12 protein-coding genes are annotated in these 15,400 nt (G+C 74.4%); 11 read left to right on the top strand and 1 reads right to left on the bottom strand.

What is annotated here, in order from left to right:
- Window positions 1-8: 8 nt before the first annotated feature.
- From OHV05_RS00350 to OHV05_RS00300, 11 genes are read left to right on the top strand one after another with little or no spacing between them, the layout of a single operon-like run.
- Window positions 9-392: a hypothetical protein gene (locus tag OHV05_RS00350; RefSeq protein WP_405015709.1), complete on the top strand. Its 384-nt coding sequence runs from the start codon at window positions 9-11 to the stop codon at window positions 390-392.
- A complete protein-coding gene (locus OHV05_RS00345) occupies window positions 389-691 on the top strand; it encodes a hypothetical protein (protein WP_405015708.1) in 303 nt (100 codons plus the stop codon). Before OHV05_RS00350 ends, OHV05_RS00345 begins: the two co-directional genes overlap by 4 nt.
- Window positions 688-1,617, top strand: coding sequence for an AMP-binding protein (locus OHV05_RS00340; protein ID WP_405015707.1), 930 nt, complete (start codon window positions 688-690; stop codon window positions 1,615-1,617). Before OHV05_RS00345 ends, OHV05_RS00340 begins: the two co-directional genes overlap by 4 nt.
- Window positions 1,610-2,794, top strand: coding sequence for a phenylacetate--CoA ligase family protein (locus OHV05_RS00335; protein WP_405015706.1), 1,185 nt, complete (start codon window positions 1,610-1,612; stop codon window positions 2,792-2,794). The genes OHV05_RS00340 and OHV05_RS00335 overlap by 8 nt, the downstream gene beginning before the upstream one ends.
- Window positions 2,794-4,116: an amidase gene (locus tag OHV05_RS00330; protein ID WP_405015705.1), complete on the top strand. Its 1,323-nt coding sequence runs from the start codon at window positions 2,794-2,796 to the stop codon at window positions 4,114-4,116. Before OHV05_RS00335 ends, OHV05_RS00330 begins: the two co-directional genes overlap by 1 nt.
- Window positions 4,113-5,435 carry an acetyl-CoA carboxylase biotin carboxylase subunit family protein gene (locus tag OHV05_RS00325; RefSeq protein WP_405015704.1) on the top strand — a complete coding sequence of 441 codons (1,323 nt, stop codon included), beginning with the start codon at window positions 4,113-4,115 and terminating at the stop codon, window positions 5,433-5,435. The genes OHV05_RS00330 and OHV05_RS00325 overlap by 4 nt, the downstream gene beginning before the upstream one ends.
- On the top strand, window positions 5,428-6,714 hold the full coding sequence (locus OHV05_RS00320) for an MFS transporter (protein WP_405015703.1): 1,287 nt from the start codon (window positions 5,428-5,430) through the stop codon (window positions 6,712-6,714). The genes OHV05_RS00325 and OHV05_RS00320 overlap by 8 nt, the downstream gene beginning before the upstream one ends.
- Window positions 6,715-6,721: 7 nt before the next feature.
- The gene (locus OHV05_RS00315) at window positions 6,722-8,023 is read left to right on the top strand and encodes an acetyl-CoA carboxylase biotin carboxylase subunit family protein (protein ID WP_405015702.1); all 1,302 of its coding nucleotides are present in this window, start codon (window positions 6,722-6,724) and stop codon (window positions 8,021-8,023) included.
- Window positions 8,024-8,040: 17 nt separating this feature from the next.
- Window positions 8,041-9,198 carry a 3-deoxy-7-phosphoheptulonate synthase gene (locus tag OHV05_RS00310; protein ID WP_405015701.1) on the top strand — a complete coding sequence of 386 codons (1,158 nt, stop codon included), beginning with the start codon at window positions 8,041-8,043 and terminating at the stop codon, window positions 9,196-9,198.
- Window positions 9,195-10,808 carry an aromatic amino acid lyase gene (locus tag OHV05_RS00305; protein ID WP_405015700.1) on the top strand — a complete coding sequence of 538 codons (1,614 nt, stop codon included), beginning with the start codon at window positions 9,195-9,197 and terminating at the stop codon, window positions 10,806-10,808. The genes OHV05_RS00310 and OHV05_RS00305 overlap by 4 nt, the downstream gene beginning before the upstream one ends.
- Window positions 10,801-12,153, top strand: a complete 1,353-nt coding sequence (locus OHV05_RS00300) for an amidase (RefSeq protein WP_405015699.1) — start codon at window positions 10,801-10,803, stop codon at window positions 12,151-12,153. Before OHV05_RS00305 ends, OHV05_RS00300 begins: the two co-directional genes overlap by 8 nt.
- Before the next feature lie 21 nt (window positions 12,154-12,174).
- On the opposite strand, the gene OHV05_RS00295 is transcribed toward OHV05_RS00300, so the two are convergent.
- Window positions 12,175-15,297, bottom strand: a complete 3,123-nt coding sequence (locus OHV05_RS00295; RefSeq protein ID WP_405015698.1) for an AfsR/SARP family transcriptional regulator — start codon at window positions 15,295-15,297, stop codon at window positions 12,175-12,177.
- Window positions 15,298-15,400 lie beyond the last annotated feature (103 nt).

The following is a 15,400-nucleotide window of genomic DNA, read 5'->3' as shown; positions in this document are numbered from 1 at the left end:
GTACCGCCGTGCCGACCACCAAGATCGAGACCCCGTTGACCGATCCGGCGTTCGAGCGGGAGGTCGCCAAGCAGCTGAGCTTCTGGTGGCGCCAGGAGGGGGTGGGTCCCAACCATGTGCTGACCCGGTTCGCCGAACTGCCGGGCCACCGGGTGTACAGCGGCCCGTTCCCGCTCGGCGGCCCCGGGGCCGACCCGTTCGCCATCGTCAGCTGCCTGGTCTCGCGCGACCGCGACCGGGCCTTCCGCCGCCGGTACGCGCTCGCGGTACGGGCCGTGCTGGCCACCCGCATCCCGGTGGAGCGGATCTTCGTCTCGTTCGATCCGGTCGATCCCGCCGACCACTTCACGCCGGGCACCGCCTGGGCCGAGCCCTCCGAGGAGAACCAGTGAACACCACCCCCACCACCGACGCCGCCACCCTGCGCGACCTGCTCCGGGCCGCCCTGGCCGGCCAGCTCGACCACCCGTTGACGCCGGCCGACGACGAGGTCTCGCTCGCGGACCTGGTGGCCGACCGCTACGACAGCCTCGGGGTGCTGGACGCGGTGGGCCTGGTGGAGCGGGACTTCGGCGTCTCGGTCGACCTGGTCGTGGACGACCTCCGCTCGACCTTCTTCAGCGTGGCCTCGATCGCGGCCCTGGTGGAGCGCAAGCGGCGGGACGAGGCCGTCCTCGGGATGCTGTCGTGACGGTCCGCCAGGACCCTGCGGAGCTGGAGTTCGCCACCTCGGGCTCGACCGGCGAACCGCAGCGCTGGCTGCGCGGCGCCGCCCAGGTCGAGGCGGAGGCCGAGCTGCTGATCCGGCTCTGCGCGGCCGACGGCGTGGACGGCGTGCTCTCGTTCGCCCCGCCCCGCCACCTGTACGGGCACTTGATGAGCCTCGCACTGCCGCGACGGCTCGAAGTGCCGTGCCTGCAGGCCGGGCTGACCGCACCGCTGGCCCGGACGGTGGCCCGCTGGCGTCGGCCGCTGATCGCCGTGGTGCCCGCCGCGTTCGCGGTGCTGAGCCGCTGCCTGCCCGAACTGGCCGCCGCCGAACGGATCGTGCTGGTGCACAGCAGCGCGGTGCTGCCGCCCGCCGGGCTGCGGCTGCTCGCCGAGCTGGGCGAACGGGCCGCTCTGATCGAGCTGTTCGGCTCCACCGAGACCGGCCTGATCGCCAGCCGGACCGGTGGTACGGGTGACTGGACGCTGGCCGAGGACACCCGTTTCGCGAGCGGCCAGGGCGCGGGCGAACTGTGCGTCGAGAGCCCCCGGCTGGCCCACCGCCCGGACCTCCCGCCGCCGTCCGTCGCCGCCACCGGCGACCTGGTGACGGTGCTGGACGAGCGGACCTTCCGCTGGCACGGCCGGAGCAACCGGCTGGTCAAGGTCAACGGGGTCCGGGTCGGGCTCGACCGGGTGGCCGCCCGGCTGGCCGAGGCCGTCCCCGGGGTGGCGATCAGCTGCCGGGCCGAGCCCGACCCGCTGCGCGGCGAGTGGTTCACCGTGCACGCCGAGACCGAAGACCCCCGGCTGCGGGCCGAACTGGCCGCCGCCGTCCGTGCGTTGCCCGCCGCCGAGCAGCCGCGCGCGCTCCTGCTGTTCCCACCCACCGGAAGGTCCGATGACTGACACCGCCGCGGTCCTGCGTACGCTGGCCCGCGAGGCCACCAGGTTCCCGCACTTCCAGCACAAGTACCGCGAGGTCGACCTGTCCGGCGACTTCGACTTCGGCACGCTCCCCGAGATGACCAGGGGGGACGTCACCGCCGCCGCCGAGCAGGCGGCCGCGGTGCGCCCCAGGGCCGGTTCGGCCTACCTGTTCACCAGCGGCGGCAGCACCGCCGAGCCGAAGCTGGCCTGGATCCCGACCGAGATGCACCTGGGCGAGCTGACCGGCCACTGGCAGCCGCTCGGCCCCACCGACGTGCTGGCCAACCTGGCCAGTCCGGGCCGGCTCTGGTCGGCGCACTACTGCTACAACCGGTTGGCCGAGCTCGCCGGTGCGGACGTGATCGGGCTCGGCTACGTGGCCGACGAGGAACTCGGCCAGTGGCTGGACTTCCTGACCCGGCACGGCACCACCGCGGTGGCCGGCACCCCCTCGCAACTGCTGCGGATCCTGCGGTTCTGCGAGCTGACCGGCCACCGGTTCGCCTCGACGCTGCGGGCCGGGATCTGGTTCGGCGAGCCCTGCGACCCGCAGCTGCCGGAACTGCGCGACAAGGTGGCACCCGGCTTCGGCCTCTGGGGCAATTACGGCTCCACCGAGACCTGGGTGATCGGGCACAACGGGCCGGACTGCCCGACCGACACCTTCCATCAACTGCCCTATCAGCACGTGGAGTTGGTGGACGGAGCGGTGCTGGTGAGCACCCTGCACCCGGGCGCGGTGGCCCCGGTGATCCGCTACCGGATCGGCGACCGGGCCGAGCGGGTGGCGTGCCCGTGCGGCCGGGCCGGCGCCGCGCTGCGGATCGCGGGCCGGGAGAGCTCGCTGGTCAAGTTCGCCGGGACGCTGGTCAGTCCGCAGCAACTGGTGCAGATCGCCAAGGAGTTGCCGGGGGTACTGGCGGCCCAGGTGGTGCTGACCGGCGCGGCCGGGATGGCCGAACGGATGGAGGTCCGGGTGGTCGCCGACGGCGCGGTGGCCGAGCAGACCGTCCGCACGCACCTGCTGGCCTCGCAGATCGACCTCGGTTTCGCCCTGCGGGGCGACGAGGAGGAGTTCCGGGTCACCCGGGTCGACGCCCTGTCGGCCAACCCGCGCACCGGCAAGACTCCGGACCTGCTCTGGGCGGACGCCTGATGCTCGCCCAGGACCGGCCGCCGGCGATCCCGCCCGCGCTGCTGCTGCCGCTGGCCGAGCGGCAGCAGCAGCTCGACACCGGCGGGCTCGACCCCGCCGCCCACCGCGCCGAACTGCTGGACCACATCCGCCGGGCGGACCCCCACGTGCGGGCCTTCACCGACTGGCGCCCGGCCGATCTGGCGCCGGTCCCCGACCGGATCTCGGTCAGCTACAAGGACACCATCCACGTGGCCGGCCGGCCGACCCGGCTGGGGATCCGCAGCGGGTACCGGGACTACCCCGTCGAGTCGGCCGAGGTGGCCGCCCGGCTGGAGCGCAGGGGCCTGCACTGCGTCGGCAAGGTGACCACCACGGAGTGCGCCCTCGGCACCGCCAAGCCGAGCCGCAACCCGCGGTACCCGCACGTGTCGACAGCGGGCTCCTCCTGCGGTTCCGCGGTGGCGGTGGCGGCCGGGTTCTGCGACCTCTCGGTGGGCAGCGACTCCGGCGGTTCGCTGCGCTGGCCCGCGGTCTACTGCGGGGTCACGGCGCTGCGGCTGACCCCGCGCCCGGCGCTGCTGGCCGGGGTGCACGCCGTCTCGCCGAGCATGGAGTCGGTCGGCCTGGTCACCAGGACGGCCGCCGACCTCGGCTGGCTCTGGCGGCGCCACGGGCTGGCGGAGTGCCTCGGCGGGACGGTCACGCCGCCGCCCCGGCAGCTTCGGTACGCCGTCGCCGCGCCGCCCGGGGAGCCGCTGCACCCACAGGTCGGGGCGCTGCTGGCGGCGGTCGGCACGGTGCTCGCCGAGCACGGCCACCGGCCGGTCGCGGCCCGGCTCGACCAGGTCTGGGCACTACGGGCGCCGGCCGGCGAACTGCTGGCCCGGGAGGCCCACGACAGCTACGCCCCGGTGCTGGACGAGCCCGGTGTGACGGTCGGTCCCGACACCCTGGCCGCGATCCGGCGCGGCGCCGGCACCGACGACGCCCGGCACGCGGAGCTGAGGGAGGGTCAGGACCGCGCACAGGCGCTGCTCACGGCGCTGCTGGGCGAGCAGCTCGACGTGCTGGTCCTGCCGCTGGAGGCCGGCCTGCCGGATCTGGTCGGCGTACCGGCCCCGCCCGCCCCGGGCGGTGGCGGCGAGCTGACCCTGATCGCCAACTACGCCCGGCTGCCGGTGCTGGCGATCCCGCTGGCCCTGAGCGAGCAGGGCTCCCCGCTGGGCGTCCAGGTGCTGGCCGCACCCGGCGCCGACGACCTGCTGGTCGCCGCCGCCGAAACCCTTGAGCAGCTGGCTGGGTCGATCACCCACACGATGAGACGGACGGCTAACGCATGACGACTTCACAGACCGAGCCCGACGCGGTGGTGCTGCTCGGCGCGATGCTGGGCGGCCGCTACCCGGAGCTGGTCCCGGCGGCGCTGCGCCGCGGCCTGACCGTGCTGGGCGTCGACGCCGACACCCCGCGGGCCCGCCGGTTCGACCAGGCCCGCCGGGAGCGGCCCGACCACCCGCTGGCGGGCATCGCCGAGCTCGCCTGGCTGCCCGGCGACCGGCACGAGGAGATCGTCCAGCAGGTGCTGCGGTGGGCCGAGGGCCGCCGGATCGCCGCGGTGGTCCCGTTCGGCGAGGACTACGTCGAGGCGACCGCGCTGGTGGCCGACCTGCTCGGCCTCCCGGCACCCGGCCTGCGGGCCGGCCGGGTCTGCCGCAACAAGCTGCTCCAGCGCCGCTACCTGGCCGACTGGAGCCCGCGCTCGGTGCTGCTGCCACCCGCCGGGCACACCGACCGGGCCGAGGGCTGGACGCACTTCCCCGCCGTGCTCAAGCCGCTGGACGGGCAGGCCAGTTGGGGAGTCGAGCGGGTGGACGACGCGGCCGCACTGAGCGCCGCGCTGGCCGAACGGGACCCGGCGGAGGCGCTGCTGGTCGAGGAGCTCGCGCACGGGCACGAGGTCTCGGTCGAGTCCCTGGTGCAGTACGGCGAGCCGGTCTTCGCCGCCGTCACCGGCAAGCGCACCAACGAGGGCGCCGACGGTGCGACCCGCTGGTTCGTCGAGCTCGGCCACACCGTCCCCGACCCGGAGCTCACCGAGGCGGACCGGGCGGCCGTGCTGGCCGTCAACGCCGCCGTGCTGCACCGACTCGACTTCCAGGACGGCATCGCGCACGCCGAGTACCGGGTGGCGCCCGACGGCACCGTCCGGCTGATGGAGATCGCGGCCCGGGCCGGCGGCGACAACATCCTGACCCTCTACCACCTGGCCACCGGCGCCCCGCTGGAGGAGGCGGTGCTCACCGTCGCCCTCGGCGAGCCCACCGAGTACCCGCAGCCGCGCCGGTTCGTCCGGCAGGTCTACCCCGAGCACACCCCCGGCGTGCTGCGGGACGTGACCGCGCCCGGCCTCGGCACCGAGGTCAGCTGGCTCGGCGAGCGCTGGATGTGGCCCGCCGTCAAACCGTTGGGCGCCCACGACCCGGCCACCGTCCACATGATCGTGGCCGGCCGCTCCCGGGGCGACGAGCTCACCGCGATCCGGGCCTCCTCGGACCGCTCGGCGATGTACGTCATCGACGCCCCCACCCCCGCCGAACTCGACGCCCTGCAGGCCCGGGTGGACGCGGCACTGACCGTGGAGGTCGAACCCCGTGGCTGAGTCCCTGCGCAGTCTGGTCCGCGAGCGGCTCGATCCGCTGCGCCCGCCCGGCTACCGGCGGATCGCCGCCGCCATGCTGGTCACCAACGTCGGCAACGGCATGCAGTTCATCGCCAACTGCCTGCTGGTGCTCCAGATGACCGACAGCCCCCGGGCGGTGGCCCTGGTGCTGCTCACCGCGGCGATCCCCGGCGTGTTCTTCGGACCGCTGATCGGGGTGGCGATCGACCGGTTCGAACGCCGCTGGGTGTTCGTCTGCGCGGACCTGGTCTCGGTCGCCACGCTGGCGGTCACCGTGACCCTCCAGGCCACCGGGCACCTGGAGACCTGGCACGTGTTCGTGATGGTCTTCGTGCTCGGTCTCACCGAGTCCACCGCGGTGCCCACCGGGACCACCATGGTGCGCGAGATCGTGCCGGTGCAGAAGCTGCTGGCGGCGAACGCCACCACGGGTGTCGCGGTGCAGATCGGCAACGTGATCGGCACCGCCGTGGGCGGCTTCCTGATCGCCGCCTCCTCGGTCACCTGGGTGCTGGCGATCAACCTGGTCTCGTTCAGCGCCTCGGCGCTGTTCGTCGCCGGAGTGAAGAGCCGACGGGTCATCAGCAAGTCGACCGGCGAGGGCTGGCGGGCGCAGGTCAAGGACGCCGCCGCCGGGTTCACCTACCTGCGCACCCACCCGGCCACGCTGCCCTCGTACACCATGCTGCTGGTGCTGTTCGCGGTGCTCTACATGATGAACACCCTGGTGGCGCCGTACGCCGAGACCGTGCTCGACGTCGGGGCCAGCGGCCTCGGCTTCATCGACGCGATGTTCGCGGTCGGGGCGATCCTCGGCGGGCTGGCGCTGCCGCTGCTGACCGCCCGCTTCAACCGGGACCGGCTGGCCTGCTACGGGCTGATCGGCATGGGGCTGACCCTGATCCTGCTCTGGCAGGCCGACGGCCTGGCCGAGCCGATGGTGTTCTACGCGCTGGCCGGCATCAACTTCCAGGCGTTCTACATCTTCCGCACCCGGGTCCAGGAGCAGGTGCCGGTCGACATCCAGGGCCGGGTGATGGCGCTGCTGATCACCACCGTCGGGATCTGCCGGATGGGCGTGTACATCGTGCTCGCCGCCTTCGTCTCCACCCTCACCCTGCGGCTGATCTACCTGTTCTGCGGCATCACGGTGCTGGTGCTCGGCATCGTCATGACCACCAGCACGATCGTGCGGCGGGTCGAAACCAGAGCGCCGGAGAGCGAGCCCGAACTCGCCCAGGCCGAGTCCGGAAGGTAACCCGACCATGCCGAATCGACGCCCCGCTCTGCTGCTGGTGGGCGGACTGGCCGTGGCCTGGAACCAGCGCTGGCTGGCCGCCGCCCGGGCCAGGGGCCTGGAGCTGCTGGTGCTGGACGCACCGGGGCCGCACACCGAGACCCTGCTCGCGGGCCGGGACACCCCAGGCCACCCGCTGGCCGACGTGGTCGAAGCGGCCCTGGTCCCGGCCGACGACCTGGCCGGGCTGGCCGACCGGGCGTCGGCCTGGGCGCTGGAGCACGACATCCGCGGGGTCTGCTGTCTGCGCGAGGAGTACGTCGAGGGCAGCGCGCTGGTCGCGGACCTGCTCGGCGTGCGCTCGCCCGGACTGCGGGCCGCCCGGGTGTGTCGCAACAAGCTGCTCCAGCGGCGCTACCTGGCCGACTGGAGCCCGGCCTCCGCCCTGGTCCCGGCGGCCGGGCGGACCGAGCTGGCGGCGGCCTGGGACGGCTTCCCGGTGGTGGTCAAACCCGTGGGCAGACTGGCCAGTTCGGGTGTCCGCCTGGTGGCGGACCGGGCCGAGCTGCTGGCCGGCCTGGCCGGGTACGAACCGGACGAGACGCTGCTGTTCGAGCAGCGGGCCGAAGGCCCCGAGTACTCGGTGGAGTCGCTCAGCCTGCACGGCGAGGTGCACTACCTGGGCACCACCGAGAAGCGCACCACCGAGACGGTCGGCGACTACTTCGTCGAGATGGGCCACACCACCCCGGCCCCCGGTCTGGACGGCCCGGCCCGGGAGCGGCTGTACGCCGTGCACCGCGCGGTGCTGGCCCGGCTCGGGTTCGACACCGGGATGGCGCACGCCGAGTACCGGATCGGCCCGGACGGGCGGATCGTGCTGATCGAGATCGCCGCCCGGCCGCCGGGCGACAGCATCATGGCGCTGCACTGGCTGGCCACCGGGCGGCCGTTGGAGGACGCGGTGGTGGCGGTGGCGGTCGGCGAGCGTCCGGACCCGGTGCGGCCGAGCCGGTACGCGCGCCAGGTCTACCTGCCTCACCGGCCCGGCGTGCTGGCCGACCTGACGGTCGATCCGGGGCTGGAGACCGAGCCGCAGTGGTTCGACCCGGCGGTGGTCCGGGCCCAGGTGGCCGACTGCGCGGCCCCTGGCGACCTGTCGGCGCTGCGCTGTGTGGTGGCGCTCAAACCGGCCGGTACCACCCTGCACCCCATCCGGCAGTCGGGCGACCGGGCCGCGATGTTCGTGGTGGACGCGGCGACCCCGCAGGCCCTCGACCGGATCGAGGAGCGCTGCCTCGCGGCGATCGCGCTCCGGACCAGAGACTGAACGGACGGCACCCGACTATGTCAGCACTGTTCACCGCCGAGACGGCACCCGCCCCGGAAGCGGGATGGCCGGAGACCCGGGCCGTGGAGCAGGTCACCGCCCGGCTGCGCGAACTGCCGCCGCTGGTGGGCCTGGAGGACTGCCTGGAGCTGCGCCGACGGCTGGCCGAGGTGGCGGCCGGCCGGGCGCACCTGGTGCAGGGCGGCGACTGCGCCGAACTCTTCGCCGAGGTGTCCACCCACACCGTCCGCCGCAAGGCCGCCCAACTCGGCGAGCTCGCCGACCTGGTGGCGGTCGGCACCGGTCGGCCGACCGTACCGGTCGGCCGGATCGCCGGGCAGTTCGCCAAGCCCAGGTCCGAGCCGTTCGAGCCCGGGCCGCTCGGCGAGCGCCTGCCGGTCTACCGCGGCGACGCCGTCAACAGCCCGCCGGCGACGGCCGAGGCACGGATGCCCGACCCGGGGCGGCTGCTCACCGCGCACCGGCTCTCCGCCGAGATCAACCGTCAGCTGGACGCCGAGGCGGCGGCCGGCCGCCGGGTGTTCACCAGCCACGAGGCGCTGCTGCTGGACTACGAACTCCCGCTCACCCGGGGCCTGGGCGCCCTGCGGCACAACGCCTCCGCCCACCTGCTGTGGATCGGCGAGCGGACCAGGCAGCCGGCCGGACGGCACGTCGCGGCGCTGGCCGACACCGCCAACCCGGTGGCCGTCAAGCTCGGCCCCACCAGCACCGCCGAGGACCTCGCCGAACTGGCGGCCGTGCTCGACCCGGAGCGCATCCCGGGCCGGCTCTCCTTCGTGCTGCGGTTCGGCGCCGACCGGGTCGAGTCGGTGCTGCCCGGCCTGGTCAGGGCGGCCGCCGAGGCCGGTCTGCGGCCGGCCTGGATCTGCGACCCGATGCACGGCAACACCGAACGCTCGCCCGCCGGACGGAAGATCAGACGGATGACCAACGTGCTCGCCGAGATCCGGGCCTTCACCCGGGTGCTCCGCAGTCTCGGCGAACACCCCGGCGGCATCCACCTGGAGCTCACGCCGGACGACGTGACCGAGTGCGTCTCCGACCACCACGACGCCGCCGAGCAGCCCCGCTACTGGACCGCCTGCGACCCCCGGCTGAATCCCGGTCAGGCCAGGCTGGCGGTCGCCACGTTCGCCGAGGAGGCGGCGTGATCGCCCTCGGAACGGGGGAGTTGACCCCGGCGACGGTGGCCCGGCTGTCGGCCGGACCGCTCCGCGAGCCGGTCGGCCTGGACACCGCGACGGCGGACCGGATCGACCGCGCGGTCGGGCTGCGGGACCGGCTGGTGGCCTCCGGGCAGCCGCTGTACGGGGTGACCACCGGCTTCGGTGACCGCAACGTCGGCCAGATCTCCGCCGCCAAGGCCGCCGAGCTCCAGCACAACCTGGTCCGCTACCACCTGGTGGGCAGCGGTCCGACCGCCGCCGACGAGGTGGTCAGGGCCACCATGCTGATCCGGGCCAACTGCCTGGCCCGGGGCTACTCCGGGGCCCGTCGCGAGGTGATCGGGCTGCTGCTGGACTGCCTGCGGCACGACGTGCTGCCGATCGTGCCGGAACGCGGCTCGGTCGGCGCCAGCGGCGACCTGGTGCCGCTCTGCTACCTGGCCGCCCTGCTGATCGGCGAGGGCACCGCCACCCACCGGGGCGAGCGGCTGCCGGCCGCCGACGCGCTGGCCGCCGCCGGGCTGCGTCCGCTGGTGCTCCAGCCCAAGGAGGCACTGGCCCTGATCAACGGCACCTCCTTCATGTCCGGCTTCGCGGTGCTGGCGGCCGCCGAGGCGCGCCGGCTGGCCGCCGTCGCCGAGGCGTGCACCGCGCTGGCGGTCGAGGTACTGCTCGGCAACCGGGACCACTACCACCCGGTGATCCACCGGCAGAAGCCGCACCCGGGCCAGGTCAGGTCCGCCGCCCGGATCCGGGAGCTGCTGGACGGGTCGATGCTGGCCCGGGACCAGACCCAGGTGGTGGGCGCCAACGGCGAGGTCGGAGAGGCCGGTTACCGTCGGCTGGAGCACCCGATCCAGGACCGCTACTCGGTGCGCTGCGCCCCGCACGTGATCGGGGTGCTGCACGACACCCTGGACTGGGTGGACCCCTGGCTCGACACCGAGATCAACTCCACCAACGACAACCCGCTGCTGGACGCCGACACCGGCCTGATCCACAACGGCGGGAACTTCTACGGCGGCCACGTCGGGCTCGCGATGGACTCCCTGCGGGTGGCGGTGGCCAGCGTCGGCGATCTGCTGGACCGTCAACTCGCCTGTGTGGTGGACGAGAAGTTCAGCAACGGGCTGACCGCTGGGCTGACCGTGCCGACGGCCGACGGCGACCCGCAGGCGGGCCTGCACCACGGCTTCAAGGGCGCCCAGATCGCCTGCTCCGCGCTGGTCGCGGAGGCGCTCTCGCTGGGCATGCCGGCCACCGCGTTCTCCCGCTCCACCGAGGCGCACAACCAGGACAAGGTCAGCATGGCCACCATCGGCGCCCGCAGCACCCGGGTGGTGACCGGGCTGGTCTTCGAGGCGGCCGCGATCCAGCTCGCGGCGCTCTGTCAGGCGGCCGACCTGCGCGGCGCCGGACTGCTCGCGCCGGGCACGGCGGCGGTGCACCGGCTGGTCCGCCGCCATGTCGGCTTCCTGGCCGCCGACCGCCGACTGGACGTCGAAGTCGCCTCACTGGCAGGCGCGTTGCGAGCCGGCGCGGTCGAGTTCGAGGGATTCGTACCGAGCGGGATCGCGGAGGAGAGCCATGTCTGAGGTGCTGCACGCAGCCACCGAGTACTTCACCGAGGCCGGCCCGGCGGGCCGGCCCGAGCAGCCGGAGCTGCTCGGCCTGCCGCTGCGCGAGCGGCTGGCCCTGCTGCACTCGGGTGCGCTGGCGCTCGCCGAGTGGAACGAACTGGCCGACGCCTGGGGCCGGGAGGCGGACGGCCGCTACCGCGCCTGCGCCGAACTCCGGTCGGGCGGCCCGGACGCGGCCCCGCTGCGGCTCGGGGTGAAGGACACCGTCGACGTGGCGGGCTTCGCCACCCGCCTCGGCCTGCGCCACTACCGGCACCACCCGGCCCGCAGCGCGGCCGTGCTGGCCGGCGGCCACCGGCTGGCCACGGTGGCCAAGGTGGTCACCACCGAGCTGAACGTCGGGATCGGCTCCGGCTGCGGGAACCCGTGGTTCCCGGCGATCGACCCGGCCGGCTCCAGCACCGGTTGCGGGGTCGCGGTGGCCGCCGGGATCTGCGACCTGGCCCTGGGCACCGACGTGCTCGGCTCGGTGCGCTGGCCGGCCGGCCGCTGCGGGGTGGTCGGGCTGCGGATGACCCACGACCCGGCCGCCGTCCGGGGGATGCTCCCGCTCAGCCCGTCGATGGACGCCCCCGGCTGGGTGGCCAGGACCGCCGAGGACCTGGCCCTGCTCGCCGAGCTGTCCGGCCTGCCGATCCCGCGCGCCGAGCGGCACCGGGGCCTGCGGATCGGGGTGGTCGCGGAGGTGGCCGAGGGCGGCGCGGAGCCGGAGATCCTGGACGCGCTGAGGACGGCGGGGGAGCTGCTGGCCGCGGCCGGGCACCGGGTGCGCACCACCAGGCTCGGCGGCCCGTGGGATCTGCGGGGCGCCGCCTGGGAGTTGTGCGCCCGGGAGGCCTGGGAGGGCAGCCTGGCCTGGGACGGGCGGATCGCCGACGAGCTGTCCCCGTCCACCCGCAGGGCGGTGGACTCCGGCGCGGCGGTCGACGCCCACCGCCACCGCGAGATCGCCGCCCAACTGGCGCGGACCAGGGCCGGGGTGCCCGAACTCTTCGCCGCTCCGGGCGTGGACGTCTGGCTGCTGCCGCTGGACCCCGACGTCCCGCGCCCGCGCGGCGCCGCCCGGGCGGCCTCCTCGCTGGTCACCCCGGGGCACCGCGACTACGACCGGGAGATCGGCTACACCCCGGTGGCCAGCTTCGCCGGGCTGCCCGCGCTCACCTTCCCGGTCGGGCTCTCGGCCGGCGGCGAGGCGCCGCTGGCGATGCAACTGGTCGGGCGGCCGGGCACCGAGGGCATGCTGATCGGCCTGGCCCGCGAGGTCGGCCGCACCGTCGGCGTGCTCGGCCGGCCCCGCTAGCGTGCCGACCGGCAGTGCTCCTCACTGGCAGCCGACCGGCCGGACGCCGTCGCCGGACGACCACTGGCCTGCGGTCAACTGTGCGTGCAGCAGCCGTAGTTCGGCCGCGCGGCCGGGGTGCATCCGGGCGAACAGCGCCAGTCCCCGGTCGGTGTGCTCCAGCGCCGTCCGCAGGTCGCCGACGTCCTGGGCCAGCTTGGCCAGGCCCTCGTACGCGACACCCTGGTCGAACCGCAGCTCCAGCTCGGTGGCCAGCCGCAGGGCGCGTTCGTGGCAGTCCCGGGCGACCTCGGGGGAGCCCTGACCGCGATGGATCGAGCCGATCAGGTTGAGCGTCTGGCTCTCCAGGTCCCGGCTGCCGATCTCGCGGGCCAGCACCAGGGCCTCCCTGGCCCAGCCGAGTGCGGCGGCCTGGTCGCCGGTGCGGTGCAGGAAGTCGCCGAACGCCCAGCGGGTCCTGGCCTCCACCTCGCGGGCGCCCAACTCCCTGGTGCGGGCGAGCGCCTGCTCCAGGCAGGTCCACGCCTGGTCGACGTGGTCCAGCCGGGAGTGCACCCAGCCGACGTTCAGCAGGTCGACCGCCTCGCGGAACGGGTTGTCGAGACTGCGGCTCAGCTCCAGCGCCCTCCCGTGGTACTCCAACGCCTGTCGGTAGTCGGCCAGATAGCCGTACACCACCCCGATGTTGCCCAGCACCGCCGCCTGGTCGCGGACCGCGCCCAGCTGCTCGAAGATCGCCAGCGCCTCCCGGTACTGCGCCAGCACCTCCGGGTAGTCCCCGCGCAGCAGACCGACGTGGCCGAGCGTCCACAACGTCCGGGCCTCGCCGTAGCGGTCGGCGGTGGTCCGGCACAGCTCCAGTGCGCTGCGCAGCGCCCGCCCGGCCAACTCGTAGTGGCCGAGCGCCCGGTGGGCCAGACCCAGGTTGGTCTGCACCTCGGCCTGGCCGCGCAGGTCGGCGGCGGCCCTGGCGGCGGCCAGGGCGTGCTGATAGCCCGTCAGGGCGTCCTCGGGGTAGCCGTTGCGGACCAGCAGCGGGCCCACCGCGACGGCCAGCCGCCAGGTCTGCTCCAGGTCGTGGCCGGCCGGGGTGCCGGCCAGCAGGGCGACGATGTTGGCCCGCTCGGCCGCCAGCATGTCCGCGGCGTCGGCCACCGTCCGCAGCCCCGGTATCGCGCTCGGCGCCTCCCTGGCCGGGTCGGCCGGGTCGGGCGGGCGCCCGGGGTCGGAGAGGTCCGCGACGCTGCGCGCGAGGTTGAGGTAGTGCTGCCGCAGGCGGCGCAGCGCCTGCTCGCGGCCGGCCTGCTGCTCCTGGTGCTCGGCCTTGGTGAGGGCGTACTGCCGGATCAGGTCGTGGAAGTAGTAGCGGCCGACGGTGTGCTGACTGAGCAGATGGGTGTCGAAGAGCTCCTCCAGCAGCACTTCGGCCTCGGCCACCGTGGAACCGGTCAGCACGGCGGCGCTGACCGCGTCGAAGTCGCGGCCCGGGTGCAGCCCGAGCAGCCGGAACAACCGCTGCTGCGGTGCGCCGAGTTGGACGTAGCTGACCTCGAAGGCGGCGGCCACGCTGAGGTCGCCGGCCACCAGCTCGGCCAGCCGCCGCTGCCGGTCGCGCAGCCGGTGGGCGAGGTGGGCCACACTCCAGGCGGAGCGGTGACGCAGTCGGGAGGCGGCGATCCGGATCGCCAGGGGCAGGCAGCCGCAGAGCTCGACCACGTCGGCCACGGCGGCGGCCTGGTCGGCCGTGCGGTCCGCACCGACGATGCGGACGAACAGGTCGACGGCGTCCTCGGGGGCCAGGACTTCCAGGGACAGGTTGACGGCGCTGTCCAGCGCCGCGAGTCTTCGCCGACTGGTGATCAGGACCAGCGCGTGGCCGGTGCCGGGGAGTAGTGGGCGGACGTGCCCGGCGTCCAGCGCGTTGTCCAGCACCACCAGGACCCGCTGGTCGGCCAGCGCCGCGCGCCAGGCCGCGGCGCGCTGGTCGAGCCCGTCGGGGATGCCCTCGGGGCTGACCCCGAGGTAGCGCAGCAGGCGGTCGAGCGCGGCGGCCGGGGTGATCGGCTCCTGGCCGGGGGTGTGGCCGTGCAGGTCGATGAAGAGCTGGCCGTCCGGGTAGCGGTCGGCCAGCGCGTGCGCGACCCGGACGACCAGGGTGGTCTTGCCGATCCCGGCCATGCCGTCCACGGCGGTGACCACCAGGGTCGCGTTCCGGTCCCGCCCGGCCAGCCGGACCAGTCGGTCCAGCTCGTCCCCGCGTCCGGTGAAGTCGGTGACGTCGTACGGCAGGAAGCGGCGCTGATGGGCCCGGAAGACGCTGTCGCCGACCCGGCCGGGCTCGGCGGGAGTGGTCTGCTCGACCGCGGCCGGCCGGTCCAGGGCGGGGTCGCAGCGCAGGATCTGCTCGTGCAGCAGGCGGAGTTCGGCCCTGGTGTCCAGGCCGAGGTCGGCGGCCAGCAGGTCCCGGCCCTGGGCATAGACCTCCAGCGCGTCGGCCTGTCGTCCGGAGCGGTGCAGGGCGAGCATCAGCTGGCGGCGGAACGGGTCCCGGAGCGGGTGGGTGGCGACCAGTTCGGAGAGGCCGGGCACCAGGGCACCGGCGTCGTCGCCGTCCAGCCGGAGGTCGAACAGCCGCTCCATGGCGGTGAGTCGCTTCTCGTCGAGCTTGTCGGCGGCGATCCGGACCGCCCGGCCGTCCAGTCCGGCCAGCGCCGGGCCCTCCCACAGGGCCAGCGCCTCGGTCAGCGTCGCGACGGCCTCGGCCCGGCGGCCGGTGGCGCGTGCGGTCTCGGCCGACCGCACCAGGGCGCGGAAGCGGTGGGCGTCCACCCGTTCGTGGCCGTCCGGGACGCTGCTCAACTCGGCCCGGTAGCCCCGGCTTTCGGTCCGGATCAGCCGGCGCAGCGGCCCGAGGCAGCGGCGCAGCGCCGCGATCGCGTTGTGCACCTGGCGTCGCGCGGTGTCCGGCGGGTCGTCGTCCCACAGGGCGTCGACCAGGGTGTCGAACGGGACGACCCGGTCGGCGTCCAGCACCAGGACGGCGAGCAGCCGCTCCTGCCGAGGCCCGTTCAGATCCAGTCGGCGCCCGCCGAGATGGACCCGCAGTGGCCCGAGCACCTCGATGCCCCACTCCTCGTCCGTCACGATCGCACAGTCTTTCGAGTAGCGGTGGGCAGTGGAGCCATGTATATCAGCAGTAAAGAAAATTGCTCTGCGAACCTTGGAATCCGTGGCAGTCGGCGCGCGT

Origin of the sequence: Kitasatospora sp. NBC_00070 (genome assembly GCF_045041205.1) — a bacterium.
GTDB lineage: Bacteria > Actinomycetota > Actinomycetes > Streptomycetales > Streptomycetaceae > Kitasatospora.
This window is presented reverse-complemented; position numbering and strand designations above follow the sequence as displayed.